The sequence below is a fragment of the Collinsella sp. TM05-37 genome (assembly GCF_003436455.1).
Taxonomy (GTDB): domain Bacteria; phylum Actinomycetota; class Coriobacteriia; order Coriobacteriales; family Coriobacteriaceae; genus Collinsella.
The window spans coordinates 63,649-85,513 of record NZ_QSPN01000008.1 but is presented as its reverse complement, the minus strand read 5'-3'; the positions used below and the strand labels follow the sequence as shown (position 1 = coordinate 85,513).

The window sequence follows — 21,865 nt, the reverse complement described above, 5'->3', positions numbered from 1 at the left end:
ATCAGCCCGTTGTTTAAAACGGAATAAAGGTTAGTGAGGCCCTGGCCGTTTGGCCAGGGCCTCGTTTTGTTAGTCTTTTTGGGACGGGGCTTTTTGACTACTTTGAGGGTGCGCAGGCAGGGCGGCGAAAGTAGCTAAAAAAGCCCCGTCCCAAAAAGACTACCCGCGCCAAATGAGCTACTTGAGGAGTTGGGCCATGGCGTTGACGAATTTTTGTACTTGGAGGGTGGGCTCGAGCGGGTAGTGCAAGAAGACCGGCACCTCGCGGCCACATAGGAACGGCACGCCTACAAAAGCCGGGTGCACGCCCGACCACGCCCCGCAAGTGAGCACTGCATCGCCCTTTTCCTCCGCCTCGTTAAAGAGCGCAAAGTCAAAACTGTCCACGTCGATCACGTCCACGCCGCCATCGGCCAAAAGATCGATGCGCAGGCTGTCCATGGCGTCGTTGCCGTGGCGCAGTACGCGCAGACGCATACCCTCCAAGTCGGCAACCGTAATGCGATTCTTGCGCGCCAGCGGGCTCGTGCGCGGCAGATCGATATAAAACGGCACGTTGACAATGCGGAGCTTTTGGCAGGCATCACCCCAGCGTGGGGTAGAAAAACTCGATTGCACCACATCGACCTCGCGGCCCAAGCTACGCATGACGGTCTCGCGCTCGTCGTAGAGATCGCTTACCGGCACGATTTCAAATCGCAGCGACGGTTCCAGATCGTGGATGCCCGACCACATCGACAGCGTTTGGCGCCCCGGGCACATCATCGACACGCCCAGGCGCACGGCACCGCCATCGCCCGCCGCGCGTCGGGCACGGCGCAGCGCGTCCTCGGACTGCCGCATGATCGAGCGCGCGTCGTCCACCAGCAGTGCGCCGGCCGGCGTCACTTTGACGCCCGAGTGCGAGCGTTCGAACAGCGTGATGCCGAACTCGGCCTCGAAGCCCGACACCTGCTTGACGAGCGCCGGAGTCGACACGCGCAATTGTGCCGCCGCACGCGAGAAGCTTCCCAGCTCCGCAGCGGCCGATATGGCCTCAAGTCGTCGATCGTACACGTCAATCTCCCGTTTTCGCGCCCGTGGCCACATGGTGCCACAGGAGGTTGTTTTCGCAGGTCATGCGCTCAATTGAGAATAAACTGCATCGCACAGTGTAAACCTATGGTTAACGCCATTCTAACAAATATGCAATTCACCTGCGCAAATGCAAAGCATACGATAACCAGCGAAAACCACGTGGGTCGGTTAATGGGAGCGACCCACCGGGAGGCATAAGAAGGGAAGTTCCTATGAGCAATTGGCTTAAGCTCGAGGGCGATGTTTGCGCTGTGACTGGAGCGCTCGGCGGCATGGGCGTCGAGATTTGCCGCGAGTTCGCCCGCAATGGCGCTAACGTCGTCCTGCTCGACCTGGACGAGGAGAAGGTCAAGGCCGCTGCCGCCGACCTCGCTGCCGAGTTTGGCATCCACGCCGAGGGCTACAAGATGAACGCCACCGACGAGGCCGAGGTTCAGGCCGCCGTCGACGCCACCATCGCCAACTTCGGCCGCGTCGACGTTCTCGTCAACACCGCCGGCATCCTGCGCTTCGCAGCCATGGAGGACCTGCCGCTCTCCGACTGGAACGAGGTCATCAACGTCAACCTCACCGGCTACTTCATCACCTCGCAGCGCTTTGGTCGCGAGATGATCAAGGCCGGCCAGGGCCGCCTGGTTCACATCTCCACCGTCGCCAGTCACTCCCCCGAAACGTTCTCGGGCGTGTACAGCTCCACCAAGGCGGGCGTCAACATGATGTCCAAGATGCTGGCTGCCGAGTGGGGTCCCTACGGCGTGCGCTCCAACTGCGTCGAGCCCTGCTTCGTCAAGACCCCCATGTCGGCAAGCTTTTACGCCGATCCCGAGGTCGAGAAGAGCCGCAGCCGCCTCATCGCCACGCGTCGCATCGGCGAGGTCAGCGATATCGCCAACGCCGTCATGTTCCTGGCGTCCACGCGCTCAGACTTTACCACCGGCGACGCCATCAAGGTCGACGGCGGCTTCTCCAACATGATGGGCGACCTCACCGCCAAGCCCGGCGGCCGCCGCGCCTTTGCCGACAACTACCTCAAGAACAAGGGCGTCGAGCTCTGGTCCGATGAGTCCGGCGTCGCAAAGCCGACTGACCAGTAAACCAGCCCGGTAGAAAGGGGCGCGGGGCAAGCACCTCAGCGGCGTTTGCCCCTCCCCTCCCCCGTATCGATTAGAAAGAGTCCAATGGCTTCCACCAACTCCAACAAGGGTCGCGCCGTCGTGCTTTCCGCCGCGTGCGTCACCATGTTCTTCATCAGCTCCATCGCGCTGTATTCCGTTGTGAGCAAGAACCTGCTCGCCGTCTATCCCGAGTGGTCCAGCGCTCTTACCTGGGCTTTCCCGGTCTTCCAGACCATCATGGCCGTGACGGGCATCTTCGCCGGCCGCATCTCCGATAAGATCGGCCCGCGCAACGTCGTGATCGCTGCCGCCGTGTGCTACGGCGTGGGCTGGTTCATGTCCGGCACCGTCACCGAGCCGTGGCAGTTCTACCTGTGGTTCTCGCTCGTCGCCGCCATCGGCAACGGCCTGGGCTACAACCCCGCGCTCACCACCGGCCAAAAGTGGTTCATCGACAAAAAGGGCCTCGCCTCCGGCATCACCCTGGCCGCTTCGACCGCCGGCCCCGCCGTGCTGTCCCCGGTGCTCGCCTCGCTGCTCATCCCGAGCCTTGGCATCTTTGGCGCCCTTAAGGCACTTGGCGTCATCTTCTTTGTGACGATCGCCGCCTCCGCCCTGTTCCTGAAGGCCCCCGAGGCCGGTTGGCTGCCCGAGGGCTTCGAGGCCCCCAAGGGCGGCGCGCACGCCGGCACTTTCGGCGACCTCACCCCGGGCGAGATGGTCAAAACCCCGCGCTTCTGGGTCCTCATCGCCACCTTCGCCTTCGCCGCCACCGCGGGCACCCTGCTTGTGGGCAAGGTTGCCTCCATCGCCGCCGTCCAGCTCTTCGCCGACCCCACGAGTGCCGCAGCCGTCGCCCTCGGCGGCGTGGTCGTCTCCGTCAACACCTGCGCCAACCTGGTCGGTCGCCTGTCCTTCGGCCAGATCATCGACAAGCTCGGCGCCTACAAGTCGCTGCTCATCAGCCTTGTCGTCACCATCGTCGCGCTCGTCATCATGTCGATGAGCTTTACGCAGAGCATGTTCTTTGTTGCGCTCGCCCTGCTCGGCTTTAGCTTTGGCGCCCTGCTCGTCATCTACCCGCCGCTCACCGGTGGCGCCTTTGGTACCAGCAACATCGGCGTCAACTACGGCATCATGTTCTTGGGCTATGCCGCTTCCACCTGGATCAGCCAGCCCATCACCGCTGTGCTGTATCACGCCGAGGCCGGCAGCGCCGCCTACCAGCAGTCCTTCTACGGCGCCATCGTAATCGCCGCCATCGCCGTCGTGCTCACCGTCTACATGATGGTCTCCGACAGCAAGAAGAAGTCCGCCTAGTTTTACCGATGCGACAAAGGGGCAGCCCTTTTGTCGCATTCCACCGGTCACCAGTATTAAGGAGTCGAAATGTCTGAGCTCAACCCCGTCCGCATTGCCGTTATCGGCGCCGGTGCCATGGGCCGCAACCACATCCGCTTTGTCACCGAGGAGCCCGAGGCCGAGCTCGTCGCCATCGCCGACGCCTTTGAGGGCGCCCGCGCCACGGCCGAGGCCGCTGGCGTGCCGTTTTACACCGATCCCGCCCAGATGATGGACGAGGTCAAACCCGAGGCCGTCATTATCGCCACCCCCAACGACCTGCACCTGGGCGTTGCTCGCGAGGCCATCAAGCGCAACATCGTGCCGCTGGTCGAAAAGCCGATCTCCAACGATCTCGAGGATGCCCAGGCTTTCGCCGCCGAGGCCGAGACCGCCGGCGTGCCCGTGCTCGTGGGTCAGCACCGTCGCCACAACCCCTTCGTCAACAAGGCCAAGGAGATCATCGAGTCCGGCGAGCTGGGCAAGCTCACCGTGTCGAGCTTCCACTACATGATCTATAAGAATGACGAGTACTTCGATGTCGAGTGGCGCCGCAAGAAGGGTGCCGGACCGATCTTGGTCAACCTGGTTCACGACGTGGACCTGCTCCGCTACCTGCTGGGCGAGCCCGTCGCCGTCCAGGGCATGCAGTCCAGCGCCGCCCGCGGTTTTGAGACCGAGGACTCCGCCGTGGTCAACGTCCGTTTTGCCGATGGCGCGCTTGCGAGCATGACCATCTCCGACGCCACCGCCAGCCCCTGGAACTGGGAGGCAACCGCTCGCGAGGATCCGCAGTACCGCCCCTTCGACGCCGACGCCTACTTTATCGGCGGAACCTTGGGTGCCCTTTCGCTGCCCCGCCTGCATCAGTTCTCCTACGACGGCGCCTCCAACTGGCACAAGCCGCTGCAGATGGAGATTCCGGCCGTCGACCCGGCGCTGCCGCACAAGATGCAGCTCAAGCACTTTGTGAAGGTCGTCCGCCGCGAGGTCGAGCCCGTCGTAACCCCCGCCGACAACGTCAAGACGCTCACGCTTCTCAACGCCATCAAGGAGGCCGCCGAGACCGGCCAGCTCGTCGAGCTGTAGCACCTTAGGACAGGCCGCGGCAGAAACCCCATGCCGGGCCCCTCGGTCCGCCACAAATAAGCCCCTCTTCTTTGCCCCGCGAGCAGCTTCCTGCCCGCGGGGCATTTTGCTACGTTGCCAATGATTTTTCTGGGACGGGGGACTTTTTGCACCTTAGCTTGATTCGTTCGCCACGAAATGTGCCTATCTACTACGTTTAACCAATCACCCTCATCCATACAGAATTTCGCGAAATAAAAACCGCAGGTAAACGGCTTGCGCATTTTCGGAAAACCGGGGGATGGTCGACCCACACGGTTCAAACGTAGTAGATAGGCCGCTTTCGTGGTTCCGCGCCAAAACAGTCTTTTTTGGGCGAAGTGGCAGGTGGTATCCTTGGTAGCTCTGTGCTGCAAACGCACCTTAAACGCAAGGAGTCCCATGGATCTTATCGCCCAGCTCGCCCGCGAGCTCAACCTTAAGGCCGCCAACGTCGAGGCGGCCGTCAAGCTCATCGACGAGGGAAACACCATTCCCTTTATCTCGCGCTACCGCAAGGAAGCCACGGGCGGCATGGACGATGTCGCCCTGCGCGCGCTCGACGAGCGCCTGTCCTACCTGCGTAATCTTGAGCAGCGCAAAGAGGACGTCATTCTGCTCATCGGCGCCCAGGGCAAGCTCACGCCCGAGCTCGAGCAACAGATTCGCGAGGCCACACAGCTCCAGCGTGTCGAGGACCTCTACAAGCCCTACCGCAAAAAGCGCATGACCCGCGCGCAGAAGGCACGCGAGGCCGGCCTGGAGCCGCTCGCCAACATGATCATCATGCAGGCCTCGGCCAAGGGCAGCGCGCTCGACGCCGCCGCGGACTACGTCAACGAGGAGGCCGGCTTCGACACGCCCGAAAAGGCGCTCGCCGGCGCCGCCGACATCGTGGCCGAGACGGTGGCCGAAGATCCCGAGAACGTCGCCGACCTGCGCGCCTTTACGCAAAACACCGCCGACATCGTCGTCGAGGCCACCGACCCCGCCGAGAAGACCCCCTACGAGCCGTACTACAGCTATGATGAGCCGCTGCGCCGTATACCCAACCACCGCGTGCTGGCTATCGACCGCGGTGAGCGCGAGGGCAAGCTCCGCGTGCGCGTGAACGTCGACGGCGCTGCCGCTACGGCACGCCTCGGCAGCCGCTGGCCCCGTCGCCAGGGCGTGTTTGCTCCCGTCTTTGACGCCGCCATCGCCGATGGCTACAAGCGCCTCATGGCCCCCTCGCTGGAGCGCGAGGCCCGCGCCAAACTCACCGTTCGTGCCCAGACCGAGGCCATCAACGTCTTTGCCAAGAATCTCGAGGGCTTGCTCTCGACGCGCCCCGTGCGCGGCGCCCGCGTGCTCGCGCTCGATCCGGGCTACCGCACCGGCTGCAAGGTCGCCGTCATGGACGAGACCGGCAAGCTACTCGACCACGGCGTGGTCTATCCCACCAAGCCGCGCCACGACGTCGCCGGCACCAAGCGCGAGCTCGCCCGCCTCGTCAAGAAGGACAGCGTCAACACCATCGTCATCGGCAACGGCACCGCCAGCCGCGAGACCGAGGAAGTCGTCTCAGAGTTCATTGCCGAGCAGGCGCCTGGGCTGCGATACACCATCGTCAACGAGGCCGGCGCGTCGGTGTACTCCGCCTCCGAGCTCGCGAGCCAGGAGTATCCCGATCTGGATGTCACCGTGCGCGGCGCCATGAGCTTGGGTCGTCGCCTGCAGGACCCGCTGGCAGAGCTCGTCAAGATTCCGCCCCAGTCCATCGGCGTGGGCCAATACCAGCATGACCTTGACCAGGCAGAGCTTTCGCGCACCCTGGGCCACGTGGTGGAGGACGTCGTCAACCGCGTGGGCGTCGATGTAAACACCGCAAGCGCGAGCCTGCTGGGCTACGTGTCGGGCATTACGCCAAGCGTGGCCAAAAACATCGTGGCCTACCGCGAGGAAAACGGCGCCTTTACCGATCGCCGCCAGCTTAAGAAGGTCCCCAAGCTGGGACCCAAGGCGTATCTCAACGCCGCGGGCTTTTTGCGCATCAGCGGCGGCAAGAACCCGCTCGACGCGACAAGCGTCCACCCCGAGAGCTACGAGGTGGCCACGTCCGTCCTAGAGCGCGCAGGCGTTAAAGCCAGCGAGCTCAGCCGCGGTGGCGTGCCCGACATCGAGCGCCGCCTGGGCAGCATCTCGGCGCTGGCAAGCGACCTGGACTGCGGCACCCTCACGCTCATCGACATTGTCAACGAGCTCAAGAAGCCCGGCCGCGACCCGCGCGACGACGCGCCCGAGGTAGTCTTTAGCCGCTCGGCGCTTTCGATCGACGACCTGGAGCCCGGCATGGAACTCAAGGGCACGGTGCGCAACGTCGTCGACTTTGGCGCCTTCGTCGACGTGGGCGTGCACCAGGACGGCCTCGTGCACATCTCCAAGCTGGCCAACCGCTTCGTCAAGCACCCCAGCGACGTGGTGCGCGTCGGTGACACGGTCAAGGTGTGGGTTGAAAAGGTCGATCGCGACCGCAAGAAGATCTCCCTCACCATGGTGCAGGGGAAGTAAACCGCCAAGCAAGGGTCCCCCCTCTCGCGACGTGCAAAATCGCGAGTATTCTGCAAATTCCACCGTTCCGGATGCCCCTCAGAGACGAAAAAGCAAGAAACAGCCCCCGTTTTAGCGTCATCAGAGCCAAAACGGGGGCTGTTCCATGCTTCACCCAGCTGGTAAAAGCCTTTACCTTGCTGAATACTCTCAATTTTGCACGGCGCAGGCGGGGGTACCTTTGTCCACGGCAGGATATGGAAGCCTATCACCAACCTACCGGCAAGTTCGTGTCGGCAGCCCCGCCCTTTCCTTTGCCTAGCGCGACCCTCGCGAAGCGCGTGAGCGATAGGGAAAGGAAAGGCCGGGGCGAACAACCCGCGATGTAGCCAGCGTTCGCGTTACGGCAGGATATGGAAACCGAGCGAGGCGATATCCTTGGCAAAACCGCACACGGTATCGAGCGAGACCTCGTACGGGTCACGGCCGATGTTCTTACGCTTGGCCAGGATGCTGTTGGGCACCGTGATGATCTGGCAACCGCATCCTTCCGCCTGGTAAATATTGATAAGCTCACGCGTGGACGCCCACAGGACCTCGCAGTTGGGCTTGGCGGCGGCCTTCTTGACCGACTCCGTCATAAACGGAATGGGATCAACGCCGGTATCGGCGATGCGACCGGCAAAGAGCGAGATAATGGACGGCGTCTCGGCGTCAACGGCCTCGACCATCTCGTCGACCTGCGTAGGCGTAAAGATGGTGGTGACGTTGACCTTGATGCCGTCGGCAGAAAGCTTGCGCACCAGCCCGGCGGTGGACTCGCCCTTGGTGGTCACGCACGGAATCTTGACGTAGACGTTCTCGGCCCAGGTAGCGATCTCGCGCGCCTCGACCTCCATGGTCTCGATGTCGTCGGCAAAGACCTCAAACGACACGGACACATCGGTGATGTGGGCCGGACCTCCTTGGCAAACGCGCGGTAATCCGTCACGCCGCCCTTCTTCATAAGGGACGGGTTGGTCGTGAAACCCTGAACGTTGCCGTTCTCGTACATGTCGAGCATGCCCTCGAGATTTGCACCGTCAGCGAACACCTTGATTGCCATCTGCCTGATTCCTTTCGTTTGCATATGGGCGTTAAGCTGCTAAACACTTTACCTACGTTTATCAAGGCGTGAACTGCGGTTTTTTATCTTCTCGGCGAACGGTTTTGCAGTTTTACCATTTTATATCGACACCCCAGCGGCAAAACGTTTTTGCTGATCATCGCGGTTGATTCCGTTCGCGGCGCAGAGACAGCGCTTCACCGGTGCGTTTTCACAACCAGTCCAAAACAAAAAGCGGTGACGCCTCATTTGAGACGTCACCGCTTCCGTGTAGGAGCCGGTTATCGGAGCTCCGCCCGATTAGGGCTTAACGTATGCCTGGATTACTCTTCCTCAACGTGATTGATCACAGCACCCTTGGTGTGGATGAAGTTGGGGACGAAGGCGACGATCAGAAGGACAGCAAGAATCGCGTAGACACCGGTGGTACCGAAGGCCTCGGCAGCGCGGCCAAGCGTAATACCAATGACGGAGAAATCGAAGTCGCCGAACGTAGTGTTCTTGAAGCCAAAGACGTCAAGAACGGGCAGGAGCAGGGCCGGGGCAAAGGTGATGAGCAGGCCGTTGACGAAAGCGCCAAGAGCTGCGCCCTTGCGACCGCCGGTAGCATTGCCGTAGATGCCCGCGGTAGCACCGCAGAAGAAGTGAGGAACCATGCCCGGGATGATGAAGATGCCCAGGGTAGCGCCCACGATGAACATACCGACCACGCCGCCGATAAAGGAAGCGACAAAGCCGAGGATGACGGCGGTGGGAGCATAGGGGAAGAAGACGGCGCAGTCGACGGCGGGGATGGCACCGGGGATCAGCTTGTTGGAGATGCCCTGGAAAGCCGGGACCAGGTCGGCAAGGATCATACGAACGCCGTTATAGACGATGGTGACACCGACGGCGAAGGACAGGGCACAGGTCAGGGCATAGACAATCACGTTGTCGCCGCCAGCGGTCTTGGTAACGACCGCAGGATCTGCGATGTAAGCGGCGAAAGCGGTAACCAGGTAGAAGAAGGCCATGGTAAGAGCCGTGGAGATGGTAGTGTCGCGCAGGAAGGCGAACTTCTCGGGAACCTCGATCTTCTCGGTGCTGTTCTCCTCGGCGTCCTTAGCAAAAAGCGTACCGACTGCAGCGGAGATGTAATAGGCGAGTGAACCGAAGTGGCCCATGGCGATTTCATCGCCATCGGTAACCTTCTCGGTGAAACGCTGACCAACGGCGGGGAGCATAGCGCTCACGAGGCCCAGGAACATGCCGCCCACGATGACAAGCTGGACATCCTGGAAGCCAGATGCCTGCAGAGCGGCAGACAGCAGGCAGGCCATAAACATGCTGTGATGGCCCGTCAGGAAGATGTACTTAAACTTGGTAAAGCGGGCAATGATAATGTTCACGACGTAGCCGAGAATCAGGATCATCATGGTCTGAACGCCGAGGACGCTCTGAGCCATCGAAACAACGACCTCGTTGTTGGGCACGACGCCGGTGATGTGGAAACCGGTCTCGATGAAGGTGCCCAGCGGAGCAAGGTTCTCCTGAACAACAGCGGCGCCGGCGGACAGCATGATGTAACCAAGAATGGGCTTCAGGGTGCCCGTCATCACCTTGTGGGCAGGACGCTTAAGCGCGACAAGGCCCACAAAGGCAAATAGACCCATAATCCACGCTGGCTTGGTCAGAATCGATTGGATAAACTCAAGTATGGGAAGGATGGCTTGCATCTGCGCTTCCTTTCTCTCTAACGTGGGCGCGTTTCCCTCTTCCACAGGGAACCGCCCTTTTTTGTGCCGCTTTAGGCGTTAGCGGCGGCCGCCTTGATTGCCTCGAGGGCGTCTTCGCGGATCTTCTTCTTGTTCACATAGCTGCGAACGATCACAACGTTGCCGTGGAGCTCGGGGGCGAGTTCTTTAACGGTGATGAACAGATCAGGATTTGCGGAAGAAGCACCGTTCAGGTCCATAGACTCAACGTCGGCCTTGATGCCCTCCTCCTCGCAAAGCTCCTCGACTTTGCCAGCGAGCATCAGGCTGGACCCGATGCCGTTTCCGCATACGGTGATGATATGCATGGCAACCTTCCTCTCCTACACGTGACGGTTTTCCGTCTATCCAAAAGCGGCGACGCATCGCCGCGCCATTAAGGCCTAAAAGAATGAACGCATGGTCTCCAAAACCTGCTCGGGCGTATCGCATGCGCTGAGCTTGGCAACGCAGTCCTCGTCCTCGAACATCTGCGAAAGCTCCGCCAAGCAGCCAAGATGAGCCTTGGGGTCGGGTGCGCAAATACCCACGAGCACGTGAACCGGATCGAAATCCTCGTGTCCAAACGCAATGGCAGGGTCAAGCGTGACGATACAGATCCCCGCTTCACTCACATTGCCATCTGCCTGAGCGTGGGGCATGGCGATGCCCTCTTCCAAGACCATATAGGGGCCGAATTTGTGAACCGATGAAATCATGGCGTCAACATAGCTCTGGTCGCATTTGCCAGCGTCTACGAGCAACTTACCGCATGCCTTGATCGCTTCCTCCCAGTCGGAGGCCTCGACGTGGCAGGCAACAAGCTCGGGCTTAAGAAGATCGGTCAGCATGCTCGTCCCCTACTCCTCGGGCAGGATATGAAAACCAAGCGCCTGAATGTCGCGGGCAAAGCCCTTGACCGTATCAAGCGAGTACTCAAGCAAATCTTTCCCGAAATTCTTGCGCTTGGCAAGAAGGGCATTGGGGACCGTAATGATCTGACAGCCAACGGACTCCGCCTGGAAGATATTGAGGACCTCGCGCGTAGACGCCCAGAGAACCTCGGCAGCAGGCTTAACGGCAGCCTTCTTTACGGACTCCGCCATGAGGGGCAGCGGATCGACGCCGGTATCGGCAATGCGACCGGCAAAGATGGACAGAATAGAGGGGGTCTCAGCAGAGACGGCATCGACAAACTCGTCGACCTGCTCGGGCGTGAAGATAGTGGTGACATTCACCTTGATGCCGTCGGCAGAAAGGCGCTTGACCAGCGCGGCAGTGGACTCACCCTTGGTGTTGAGCGCCGGGATCTTAACGTAGACGTTGTCTGCCCAGGTTGCGATCTCGCGAGCCTCGGCTTCCATACCCGCCTCGTCGTCGGCGAATACCTCAAAAGAGACCGACACATCAGTAATGTGCTCAAGAACCGTCTTGGCAAAAGCGCGGTAGTCGGTCACGCCGCCGGCCTTCATAAGGGAAGGATTGGTCGTGAAGCCCTGAACGTTGCCATTGTCATGCATGTCAAGCATGCCCTCGAGGTTAGCGCCGTCGGCAAACACCTTGATCGCCATGTTCGGTCCTTTCTCATCTAACACTATTGCTATCGAAAGCCTTCTTCTTTGTTTCAAAAGCTTTTCGGTTTTCTTTTATAAACCATTTCAAAAGCTATCGAAAGCTCAATTGTCAACTTTCCGTGAACGGTCGAATATCGGGCGTGAACGTACTTCTTTTGGGCGGCACCTTCAGAATGAGACTCTTTATAGCCCGTTTACGTGCGAACTATCTGCTACGCATGCATTTGTGACATGCCATTCCGTTCTTTTGATTCATTCGAATTTGCCTTGTTCTTTTCATATCGATACGTTATATTTCGATTACGAAAGGCGCATCTTTTACCTTTTGTTCAAAAGGAGCGGCATATGGCATCTACTTCAGACCTTTCACCGGCCGAGCGTCAGCGATTTATCATGAATTGGCTGGCCGAAAAGCCAAATATCTCGGTATCCGACATCGTTCGCCGTTTTTCGGTTTCGGAAGTCACCGCACGACACGACCTCATCTCGCTGGAATCCGAAGGCAAGCTGCGTCGCGTACGCGGCGGAGCGGTATCGCTTTCTCGCTCCAACGCAATCTCGTATCCCGAGGAGCGCATCAATGTCCAAGTCGAGGCCAAGGAAGCCATCGCCGCAACCGCAGCAACTCTTGTTGATGATGGCGATGTTCTGGTAATTGATATCGGCACCACAGGCTTTTACTTCGCTAAGGCCCTCATGGACAAGCGTGAGATCACCATTATCACCGGCGATCTTGCAATCGCGAACTACGCCAGCTTCAATCTCCCCAATGCTTCGGTAGTGCTGCTGGGCGGTTCCGTGCGCAAGGGCCACCTCTATCTCGCGGGCGCACTAACGCTCGACTGCATGAGCAAACTACATGCCGACAAGGCGTTTGTCAGTGCCGACGGATTCCACCCCGACCACGGTTTTACCGTCGAGCACGACTTCTCGGCCATGATCAAGCATATGTACCTTACCAACTCAAACCAGGGCTACATGATGGTTGACCAGGGAAAGTTCAACAAGACCAGTTTTTATCAGTCCGCGCAGATCGATGACCTCGACGGCATCATCGTTGATGGAGACGACGAGGGCATCATGACGGCGGCGATCGAGAGCAGTCGCAGTCATCCCAAGCTCTATATTGCAAAATAGCTCAAATGGCCGGGTCGCCCCCACTGCGGGCGACCCGGCCATTTATTAAATCAACCCAAAATGCTGCATCGCGGTGACGGTACCGTCGTGTGCGACATCGTCGGTCACGTAGTCGGCGACCGTCTTGACCTCGGGCATGGCGTTGCCCATGGCGACAGCCGTCTCGACGGCAGCGAGCATGCCCAGGTCGTTGCCCGAATCGCCAAAGCCAAAGGTGCGCGCATTTCCCTCGCGGCCCAGATATGCCAGCGCTCGCGCCACGCCCACGCCCTTGTCGATGCCCTTGGGGCTCAGTTCGCGATTCTGACCACCGGTGTTGCACAGCTCAAACTCGCGATCGATAAAGCCGTCGTCGTTGGCTACGCGAGCCAGGTTGCACGCGTTAATGCACACCTTGCCCACGCGCAAGCGGCCATCGACACGCATCTGATCAACGCCATGCACCACGCCGGCGCCTAGCAGAAATGACTGTTCGACACCAACTGGCTCAAGTGAATAGGTGGCACCGTTCGTCTCGAACAACGCCTCGCCGCCCGCCACAGTAATGCGACGCGCGAGCTCCTCAACAATGTCCTCGTCAAAGCAATCCTCATGCACCACGCGGCCCTCGACCTCGAGCGTGGCGCCCGCCATGGCAACGACGCCCGCGGGGTCGAGCGCACGCAAGCTATCGGCGATGAGCCACAGGGGACGACCCGTGCAGATAAACGCCTTGTGCCCTGCGTCGCGCAGACGATGAAACGCCTCGATCACCGTCTGCGAGGGACGAACCGCCGAAAAGTCCTTATCGGTCATATCGTCGGGATCGAACGACGTCAGCGTGCCGTCCACGTCAAAAAAGAGTACGGCGGGATCGGGGCACGCATCAATCATATGGGTTCCTTTCGAGGATAAGGGCAAACGAAACATCCATCATATAATGGAGCGACGCAACCAGAGAGGTCACCCATGGAATTTTACGCAAGCTGCCCCGAGGGCTTTGAGTCCGCACTCGCCGATGAGCTTAAACGCCTCGGGCTTTCGCATGTCCGCCGCCTGAAAGGCCGCGCTACGTTTGAGGGCGAGCTCGAAGAAGGCTACCGCGCCTGTCTGTGGTCGCGCCTGGCGAGCCGCGTGTTCGTGGTACTCGGGCGCTTTGAGGCGCAGGATGCCGATGAACTGTACGATAGCGTTTACGACATCGCCTGGGAGAGCATCGTCCGCCCCGGCGCCACCATCGCCATTACCGCCCGCGGCGTGACCGAGCAGCTGCGCAACACGCGCTTCTCGGCCCTGCGCGCCAAGGACGCATTGTGCGACCGCTTGGCCGAAACCACGGGCCGTCGCGCCGATGTCGACGCCGCCGATCCCGATGTTCACCTGCTGCTTTCGCTGCGTCAGCGCCGCGCGAGCATCAGCCTGGACCTTTCGGGCGGCCCGCTGTTCAAACGCCTACCGCCCGCAGCGACCCGCGCCGGCGAGGGCGCGCACGTGCTGCGCCCCGACTGCGCCGCCCTGGTGCTGGCGCAGGTCGGCTGGACCGCACTATGCGAGCGCGAGCTGACGGCCGACGATTACGAGAACGAAGCCCTTCCCACGCTGATCGATGCCTCGTGCGCCGGCGGCGGTCTGCTGCTGGAGGCCGTGAACATTCTGACCGACCGCGCCCCGGGCGCCGCACGCGAGCGCTGGGGCTTTGAGGGCTGGCAGCTGCACGATGCCGCCCTGTGGGAGCAGCTGCTTGCCGAGGCGCGCGAGCGCGAGGCGGCAGCGCGCGAGCGCCAGGCGCGCATCGTGGCCGTGGATGTTGACCCCGCCGCCCGTAAGACCGCTGAGCGCATGGTTAAATGTGCCGGCTACAAGCGCTTTGTCGATTTTTGCGCCGCCAAGTCCGCCACCGTACTGGACCACGCGGGCGCTGTCGCCGGCGCCGCCGTGGTCGCGGATACGACCGAGACACCGCTTTCGCTCATGCACGACGCCATGACGCTGGTCGGCGAGCTGCGCCGCGCGCCCGAACTCGCTTCGGCACCGGTCGCCGCGCTCACCCACGACGGATTGCTGGCCCGCGCGCTCCACACCGAGCCCGAGTGCTCGATCGCCGTCATGCCCAACAACGATGAGTCGACCGTCGAAGTCTGGCCCTCGCTCGACCACGCCGCCGCAGCGTTTGAGGCTGCGACCAGTGCGGATACCGAGGCCGAGGTTGTGGATGCCAACGAAGTCAACGACAAAGCCGCCGCTTCCGCCATGCCCGAACCTGCCGCCACACTCGACCTGGGTGACGGCAAGCCGCTGCCCGTGCTCATCCCCGAGTCCGAGCAGTTCGCCAACCGCCTGCGCAAGGACGCACGCCTGCGCCGCAAGTGGGCCAAGCGCGAGGGCGTGAGCTGCTACCGCGTCTACGATGCCGACCTGCCCGACTACTCCGCCGCCATCGATCTGTACGAGGGTTGCCCGCAGACGCCGGGCCGCTGGCTCGTCATCGCCGAATATGCCGCGCCCAAGACCATCGACCCCGCACTGGCCCAGGCCCGTATGCTCGATATCCTGGCCATCGCGCCGCGTATCCTAGATGTTCCCGCCGAGCATGTGCACGCCAAGGCCCGCATGCGTTCGCGCGGCGGCTCGCAATACGGCAAGCAGGGCGCCGGCAAGGGCGGCTCGGGCGAGCGCGCCAATATCGCGCGCCGTCGTCTGCCGCTCATCGAAGAGGGCGGCCTCACCTTTGCCGTCAACTTTGACGACTACCTGGACGTGGGCATCTTCTTGGACCACCGCGTCACCCGCAACCTGGTGCGCGAGCACGCCAAGCAGGCGCGCCGCTTCCTCAATCTGTTTGCCTACACCGGCACTGCCACCTGCTACGCGGCCGATGGCGGCGTCGAGGAGACCGTGACGGTCGACCTCTCCAATACCTATCTGGACTGGGCCGAGCGCAACATGCGCCAGAACGGCTTTGTGGGGCCTCAGCATCATTTTGTGCGCGACGACGTGCTCGCCTGGATTCGCGACCAGCGCCAGACGCGCAACCGCTGGGACCTGATCTTTGTCGACCCGCCCACGTTCTCGAACTCGTCCAAGATGGGCCGCCGCACCTGGGATGTCCAGCGCGACCATGTTGAGCTTTTGGCTGGCGTATCGCGCCTGCTCGCGCAGGGCGGCCATGCCATCTTTAGCTGCAACCTGCGCGGCTTCCGCCCCGAAACGCGCAAGCTCGCCCGCGCGGGCGTGGTGCTGGAGGACATTACGGCGCAGACCATCCCCGAGGACTTCGCGCGCAACCAGAAGGTGCACCACTGCTACATCGTGCGCCGCCTGCCCATCGAGGACGCCATGGCCGAAGTCGGCTTTAGTGCCGAGGAAATTGCCGAGCGCGTCGAGGAGCTGCGCAACCCCGACGCCCGCAAGCCTCGCGCAACGGCGCCCGCGCACGCGCAGGCAGGCGACCGGGGGCCGTGCGGCAACGGCAAGCCCGACTCCGCCGGCAAGCCCAAAAAGAAGAAGTTCTACGCCAGCAAGCCCAAGGGCAAATAACAAAGTTGCGGTGGAATACGGACTGTTTTGCCTGGAATTAGGCAAATTTAGACCGTATTTCACCGCAACTCATATTGGGATGGTGGTTGGCGATCTAGCCTTGGATGACCAATCGGTAGCCGATACCCACATGCGTCTGGATATAGCGCGGATGCGCGGGGTCGGACTCGATTTTCTTGCGCAGCGTGCCCATAAAGACGCGCAGGCTCGCCAGGTCGCTCTTGGTCGCCGTGCCCCAAATCTCGTGCAGGATAAACTGGTGCGTCAACACCTTGTCGGCGTTGTGCGCCAGCAGACACAGGAGCTTGTACTCGATCGGCGTCAGGTGCAGTTCCTCGCCATCCATCATGGCGATGCCAGCATCAAAATCGATATGCAGCTCACCGGTATCGAACGAGCCCTCGGAGGCAACGCCGCCCGTTTGCGCATACGAAAGGCGCCTGAGCGTCGTGCGAATGCGCGCGAGCAGTTCCTCGACCGAAAACGGCTTGGTCAGGTAGTCGTCGGCACCAGCATCGAGCGCGCGGATCTTGTCCGCGTCCTCGCTGCGCGCCGAGACCACGATGATCGGCATGCCCGACCACGTGCGCACCGACTCCACCACCTTGACGCCGTCCATATCGGGCAGGCCCAGATCGAGCAGCACAATGCTCGGCGCCTGCGACGAGGCGGCGGCGATGGCAGCATGTGCGGTCTCCACGGCCATATGGCGCAAGCCGTGCGCCTCGAGCGCGGCGACGATAAGGTTGCGGACGGCGGGATCGTCCTCAACGACCAAGATGAGCGGTTTCACGGCAGAGTTCGGCACGGCGCTACTCCTTATCAAACGAAACGTCGGCGGCGGGAAGCTCGATCGTAAAGACCGAGCCGTGCGGGTCCGCCGCGGCAACCTCTATGCTACCGCCATGCGCCAGCGCAATGGAGCGGCAAAGCGAAAGCCCCAGGCCCACACTGCGTCGGCTATCGGCCAAACCATGGTTGGCGGTGTAGAACGACTCAAAGATACGCTCGCGGTCCTCGGGAGCAATGCCCGGGCCGTCATCGGCCACCGAGCACGCCACGCGTCCATCGCCGGCGTCAATCGAGATCACGATATGCGAGCCTGCGGGCGTGTAGGTAATGGCATTGTTCACCAGGTTTACCACCAGCTGCACCATCAGGCGCGCATCGACATTGACGAGCGCCGGCTCATCGCTCGCCACCACCTTAAGGTCGTGCTCGCGCACGGCCGGATTAACATGGCGCAGCGCCTCCTCGACGATATCGTCCATAAGCTCGAGCGTGGTCGACAGATGCATGCCGCCGCCCTCGAGTTTGGTGATGGCGAGCAGGTTCTCGACGGTGGCGTTGAGCCACAGCGCATCCGAGCGAATGGATAGCAGCAGGCCGCGGCGCGTCTGGGCATCGAGCACCGCGGTGCCGGTCGAACCCTGATCGAGCAGCACGTCGGCATTACCCGAAATACTGGTAAGCGGCGTGCGCAGATCGTGCGAGATGGAGCGCAGCAGATTGGCGCGCAGCTGCTCATTTTTGGCAAGCACCGCCGCCTCCTCGCGGGCCTCCATGGCGCGGGCGCGATCGAGTGCCAGCTCGCCTTCGCTCACGATGGCATCGGCAAGTGTCCGCTCCTCGTGCGTCAGCACGTCGGGCTCGGCAACGATAGCCAACACGCCCACCACCGAGGCGGGATCGCCCGCGCGCACCATGGTGTCGCCCGAGCGCACGGTCAGGTATATGCCAAAGAACGCCGAGCCGCCGTAGGTGGCATCGAGCGGCGTTCCCACATAGGCGGACGCCGAGAGCCGCGGCGGCATCTGCGGCGCCAGTTCATGCACCGGCGCGACATCGCCCACGGCCGTGTATGTCGCACGCGGCAGCAGGTCATCGCCCTCGGCGTCGGCGCTGTACCACACGACCGGACAGCCCGAAAGACGCGCCAGCTGCGTTGCCATAGCATGGACAATCTGCTGCTGATCGGCGCAGCGCTGCAGCATGCGGTTGGTCTCGAGCACCATCTGCGTGCGGCGGTCGCTGGCGGCGGCCTGCGCCAAGGCACGGCGCAGGGCCAACGCAATCGAGCTCGACACGAGCGAGACCGAAAACATGATAAAGAACATGCCAGGATAGACGCGGTCGATAAACGACAGCGAGTAGCGCGGGTCGACAAACAGGAAGTTGTAGAGCGCCACGGCGGCAGCCGAACTCAGCAAGCAATACAGGCGGCTCCAGGTAAAGAACGCGCACAGCTGCACGGCGAACACATAGACGATCATGATGCTCGGCGCGAGACCCGGATGGTCGAGCAGCGCGCCCACAATCGTCGCCGCGACCAGCAGCCCCACCGATACGCAGGCGTCATACAGAGGGCTGCGACGCGTCAGCGTCGTGCGCCGCCACCAAAAGTTCTCGGCAATATCGCCGTCCGCATGGACGTCCATCAGCGCCCCGCCCCTCTCTCAAAAGCAAAAACCACCACAAAGGGGACAGGCACCTTTGTGGTGGTTTCCCCTTGTGGTGGTTCCAAGTGTATAGCCTTTGCAGCCCGCGGTCGCTAGACAAACAGCAGACGTCGACTACGGACGCTCGTCGGGAGCCAGGCGCTGCATCTTGCTCACGGCCTTAAACTTGGTGAACAGCGGCACGTACTCAAAGCTCACGTTGGAGTTCTCCAGGCCGTACCAGCGCGCAGGCGTGCCGGCGGCGCGGCGGATGATGTACTTGAGCGTGATGGCCGTACGCTCGCTGGGCTCCACGTCGCTTTCGGGCGCCAGCAGCTTGCGGATCATGACGAACTTAAACGTACCGATGTTGCCCGGATCCTTGTAGACCGAGTAATCGTGCGTCTGCGCCGGCAGCTCGCCGCTGGCAGCCAGGTCCTGAACAACCTGGCGCAGGTAAGCATTGACGCGCTGGTTGATCTTATAGCCCAGGTACAGATGCACGCGGAATACGTAGTCGGTGCCGAACGTCTCGACCGAGTAGGCAAAGGTATGCGGCTCGTCCATGGTCTCGACGTTCACGAACCACCAGGCACGAGCGCGCTTGGGGTGCTTGTCCAAAATCGAGTAGACGATATCGCGGTCGATATAGTCGGTATGGGTGTCCTTGGTCAGGTACACGATGTTGTCGCTCAGACGCTCGTAACGGTCGTCGTCGCGCAGGCGCTTGAGCTGCGGCAGGTAGCTGCGCAGCGGCAGCAGCGTAAACTGGCGCTGCTCGACCGCCGTGCCGTTGTACCAGCACACCATAATGCCCATGATGAGTGCAGCCATGAGGATGGTGAAGTAGCCGCCGTGGAAGAACTTGGTGAGTGAGCTCACGAAGAAGAAGCCTTCGAGCAAAAGGAAGAAGGCCGCGAAGATCCACGGAGCAACCTTGAGCTTGCGCTCCTCGTGCAGGTAGAAGAAGAGCAGCAGCGTGGTGCACATCATAGTCAGCGTAATGGCAAGGCCGTAGGCAGCTTCCATATGCGCCGAGTTCTGGAACAGCAGCACCACGATGACGCAGCCCACGAGCATGACGTTGTTGACCATGGGGATGTAGAGCTGGCCCTTGGTCTCGGCAGGGTAGAAGACCTGCATGTGCGGCATGAGGTCCAGACGGCTGGCCTCGGACACCAGCGAGAATGCGCCGGTGATGAGCGCCTGCGAGGCGATGATGGCCGCGACGGTGGAAAGGCCGACGGCAAAGGGGCGCAGACCCGGGGCGAGCATCTGGTAGAAGGGGTTGAGGTCGGCGATACCCATGAGCTCCGGGTTGCCGGCGTTGTTGATAAGCCACGCGCCCTGGCCCATGTAGGACAGCAGCAGGCAGCACTTAACGAACGGCCAGGTGGCGTAGATGTTGCCGCGGCCCACATGGCCCATGTCGGAGTAGAGCGCCTCGGCACCGGTGGTGGCAAGGAAGCAGCTGCCCAGAATCATGATGCCCGCGTGGTTGTTGGGGCTCAGCAGAAAAGCGATGCCACGCAACGGGTTGAGGCACAGCAGCACCGCGGGATACTGGCAGACAAAGAACAGGCCCGTGCCGCCCAGGAACAAAAACCACAGCGTCATGATGGGGCCGAAGGCGTGACCGATCTTGGCCGTGCCGATGCGCTGCACCAAGAAGAGCGCGATGATGATGGCAAGCGTGATGGCGACGACACGACCCTGGTCGTCACCGAGCACGGCATGGACCGCCGGGATGGTGCGCAGGCCCTCGATGGCCGTGGTGACGGTAACGGCAGGCGTCAGGATGCCGTCGGCGAGGAGCGCCGCGCCGCCCAGCATGGCGGGGATGATGAGCCACTTGCCGCAGCGCTTGACCAGGCTGTACAGGGCAAAGATGCCGCCCTCGCCGTGGTTGTCGGCGCGCAGCGAGATCAGCACGTACTTGACGGTCGTCAGCAACGTGACCGTCCACACGACAAGGGAGAGCGCGCCGAGCACGAACTCCTGCGTGACGCTTCCGATGCCGCCGTTGCCAGCAACGAGCGCCTTGGTTACATACATGGGGCTGGTGCCGATATCGCCATACACCACGCCCAGCGTGACGAGCATCGCCGAGATGCTCACAGGAATCGCAGCGTGCGAAGCTGCCTCCTTGGCCTTTTGTTCCATAAGCCAGTTTCCTCCCAATTTTAACGTTCGACGGGATTATAGGTAATCAGCCCATATTTTAATGGCACCGTTTTCCCAGCTAGACAAACATTTATGCGGCCTTTAGGCCACCGCGGCGATATGGAATGCGACAAAGGGACGCCCCCTTTGTCGCATTCGTCATTTTCCGAGCCAGTTTTTGAACCACCACTCCATAGAGCGGCTCATCTCGGCCATAAAGGGGCTCGTGTGCTTACGGGTGTAGATGTCGATGACGCGCTCGCCCACCTCGCGGGCGTGCGGGCGAAACATCGCATCCATCTCGGCCACCTGCGCATCCATCGTCGCGGCGTCGGCGCGGCGGTAGTGCTCCTCGTGCACCAGGTTCACCACGGGATGCGCGATTGCCGGGCGCTCCTTACGGGGCGTGCCGATGATGAGCATCGACAGCGGCATGGTATAGGCAGGCAAGTCCAGCAGTGCGGCAACTTCCTCGGCGTTCTCGACGATATCGCCGATATAGCAGCTCCCCAGCCCCAGAGATTCGGCGGCGACCACGGCGTTTTGCGCGGCGATCACGGCATCCTGCGCCGCGATGGCAAAGTCGCCCAGGCCCGGCGCGCGGCGGGGCGCCTTGCCCGTGCGCCCGACAAACTCGGGTTCAAAGCAGCCCACGTGCTCAAACAGATCGATCCACTTGGCATAATCGACCACAAATATGAGTGCCCAGGGCGCCTTGGCGATCATGGGCTGGTGATCGCACAGGTCGGCCAGACGGTCCAGCGTAGCCTGCTCGCGAATGCTCACGATGGAATACATCATCATGGCGCCCGCCGACGGCGCGCGACTCGCCGCATGCAAGATCGCCGCCCGCTGCTCGTCGGTCACCGCCACGGGACGGCCGTCGTCATCGCGCGCAAAAGCGCGCGTGGACGAACGGTGCTCCAAGATGTCCAGTGCCGCGTTGCCCGTAGTCTCGACCGGATAGCCGCCCGCGTCCATGCCAGTGCCCACGTCGCCCGCACTCGTCATACAAACCCGCTCGTTCATC

Annotated in this window: 18 protein-coding genes; 6 read left to right on the top strand and 12 right to left on the bottom strand. The window is 61.7% G+C overall.

Features of this window, described 5'->3' with window-relative positions:
• Nucleotides 1–177 precede the first annotated feature (177 nt).
• Nucleotides 178–1,056: a LysR family transcriptional regulator gene (locus DXD48_RS05775; RefSeq protein ID WP_233514967.1), complete on the bottom strand. Its 879-nt coding sequence runs from the start codon at nucleotides 1,054–1,056 to the stop codon at nucleotides 178–180.
• 233 nt (nucleotides 1,057–1,289) lie between these two features.
• On the opposite strand from DXD48_RS05775, the gene DXD48_RS05770 reads away from it, so the two are divergent.
• The 4 genes from DXD48_RS05770 to DXD48_RS05755 all read left to right on the top strand — a co-directional run bounded on the left by DXD48_RS05770 (nucleotide 1,290) and on the right by DXD48_RS05755 (nucleotide 7,190).
• A complete protein-coding gene (locus DXD48_RS05770; protein ID WP_117564356.1) occupies nucleotides 1,290–2,171 on the top strand; it encodes an SDR family NAD(P)-dependent oxidoreductase in 882 nt (293 codons plus the stop codon).
• Between the two features lie 84 nt (nucleotides 2,172–2,255).
• Nucleotides 2,256–3,512 (top strand): MFS transporter, encoded by a 1,257-nt coding sequence (locus DXD48_RS05765; RefSeq protein ID WP_117564355.1) that lies wholly within the window; start codon nucleotides 2,256–2,258, stop codon nucleotides 3,510–3,512.
• A gap of 69 nt (nucleotides 3,513–3,581) precedes the next feature.
• A complete protein-coding gene (locus tag DXD48_RS05760; RefSeq protein ID WP_117564354.1) occupies nucleotides 3,582–4,622 on the top strand; it encodes a Gfo/Idh/MocA family protein in 1,041 nt (346 codons plus the stop codon).
• 420 nt (nucleotides 4,623–5,042) lie between these two features.
• On the top strand, nucleotides 5,043–7,190 hold the full coding sequence (locus DXD48_RS05755) for a Tex family protein (RefSeq protein WP_117564353.1): 2,148 nt from the start codon (nucleotides 5,043–5,045) through the stop codon (nucleotides 7,188–7,190).
• Between the two features lie 380 nt (nucleotides 7,191–7,570).
• Here the strand turns inward: DXD48_RS05755 and DXD48_RS05750 are convergent, their stop codons facing one another.
• The 6 genes from DXD48_RS05750 to DXD48_RS05730 form a co-directional block, all read right to left on the bottom strand.
• Entirely contained in the window at nucleotides 7,571–8,104 is a 534-nt protein-coding gene (locus DXD48_RS05750) for a transaldolase family protein (protein WP_255413208.1), read from the bottom strand.
• Complete coding sequence (locus DXD48_RS10315; RefSeq protein WP_255413209.1) at nucleotides 8,002–8,223, bottom strand: hypothetical protein; 222 nt, start codon at nucleotides 8,221–8,223, stop codon at nucleotides 8,002–8,004. The genes DXD48_RS05750 and DXD48_RS10315 overlap by 103 nt, the downstream gene beginning before the upstream one ends.
• A 374-nt stretch (nucleotides 8,224–8,597) precedes the next feature.
• Complete coding sequence (locus tag DXD48_RS05745; protein ID WP_117564352.1) at nucleotides 8,598–9,989, bottom strand: PTS ascorbate transporter subunit IIC; 1,392 nt, start codon at nucleotides 9,987–9,989, stop codon at nucleotides 8,598–8,600.
• 71 nt (nucleotides 9,990–10,060) lie between these two features.
• On the bottom strand, nucleotides 10,061–10,336 hold the full coding sequence (locus DXD48_RS05740) for a PTS sugar transporter subunit IIB (protein ID WP_022094539.1): 276 nt from the start codon (nucleotides 10,334–10,336) through the stop codon (nucleotides 10,061–10,063).
• 75 nt (nucleotides 10,337–10,411) lie between these two features.
• Nucleotides 10,412–10,858: a PTS sugar transporter subunit IIA gene (locus DXD48_RS05735; RefSeq protein ID WP_117564351.1), complete on the bottom strand. Its 447-nt coding sequence runs from the start codon at nucleotides 10,856–10,858 to the stop codon at nucleotides 10,412–10,414.
• A 9-nt stretch (nucleotides 10,859–10,867) separates the two neighbouring features.
• Entirely contained in the window at nucleotides 10,868–11,578 is a 711-nt protein-coding gene (locus DXD48_RS05730; protein WP_117564350.1) for a transaldolase, read from the bottom strand.
• A 348-nt stretch (nucleotides 11,579–11,926) separates the two neighbouring features.
• Between DXD48_RS05730 and DXD48_RS05725 the strand changes: the two genes are divergently transcribed.
• A complete protein-coding gene (locus tag DXD48_RS05725) occupies nucleotides 11,927–12,718 on the top strand; it encodes a DeoR/GlpR family DNA-binding transcription regulator (protein ID WP_158548938.1) in 792 nt (263 codons plus the stop codon).
• 45 nt (nucleotides 12,719–12,763) lie between these two features.
• Here the strand turns inward: DXD48_RS05725 and DXD48_RS05720 are convergent, their stop codons facing one another.
• On the bottom strand, nucleotides 12,764–13,591 hold the full coding sequence (locus tag DXD48_RS05720) for an HAD hydrolase family protein (protein WP_158548937.1): 828 nt from the start codon (nucleotides 13,589–13,591) through the stop codon (nucleotides 12,764–12,766).
• Nucleotides 13,592–13,666: 75 nt separating this feature from the next.
• On the opposite strand from DXD48_RS05720, the gene rlmKL reads away from it, so the two are divergent.
• Nucleotides 13,667–16,234, top strand: a complete 2,568-nt coding sequence (gene rlmKL / locus DXD48_RS05715) for a bifunctional 23S rRNA (guanine(2069)-N(7))-methyltransferase RlmK/23S rRNA (guanine(2445)-N(2))-methyltransferase RlmL (protein ID WP_117564347.1) — start codon at nucleotides 13,667–13,669, stop codon at nucleotides 16,232–16,234.
• 94 nt (nucleotides 16,235–16,328) lie between these two features.
• Here the strand turns inward: rlmKL and DXD48_RS05710 are convergent, their stop codons facing one another.
• The 4 genes from DXD48_RS05710 to DXD48_RS05695 all read right to left on the bottom strand — a co-directional run bounded on the left by DXD48_RS05710 (nucleotide 16,329) and on the right by DXD48_RS05695 (nucleotide 21,864).
• Nucleotides 16,329–17,042, bottom strand: a complete 714-nt coding sequence (locus DXD48_RS05710; protein WP_199407905.1) for a response regulator — start codon at nucleotides 17,040–17,042, stop codon at nucleotides 16,329–16,331.
• 4 nt (nucleotides 17,043–17,046) lie between these two features.
• Complete coding sequence (locus DXD48_RS05705; RefSeq protein WP_117564346.1) at nucleotides 17,047–18,672, bottom strand: ATP-binding protein; 1,626 nt, start codon at nucleotides 18,670–18,672, stop codon at nucleotides 17,047–17,049.
• Between the two features lie 135 nt (nucleotides 18,673–18,807).
• A complete protein-coding gene (locus tag DXD48_RS05700) occupies nucleotides 18,808–20,835 on the bottom strand; it encodes a KUP/HAK/KT family potassium transporter (protein WP_117564345.1) in 2,028 nt (675 codons plus the stop codon).
• A 159-nt stretch (nucleotides 20,836–20,994) separates the two neighbouring features.
• Nucleotides 20,995–21,864, bottom strand: coding sequence for a nitroreductase family protein (locus tag DXD48_RS05695; protein WP_117564344.1), 870 nt, complete (start codon nucleotides 21,862–21,864; stop codon nucleotides 20,995–20,997).
• Nucleotide 21,865 lies beyond the last annotated feature (1 nt).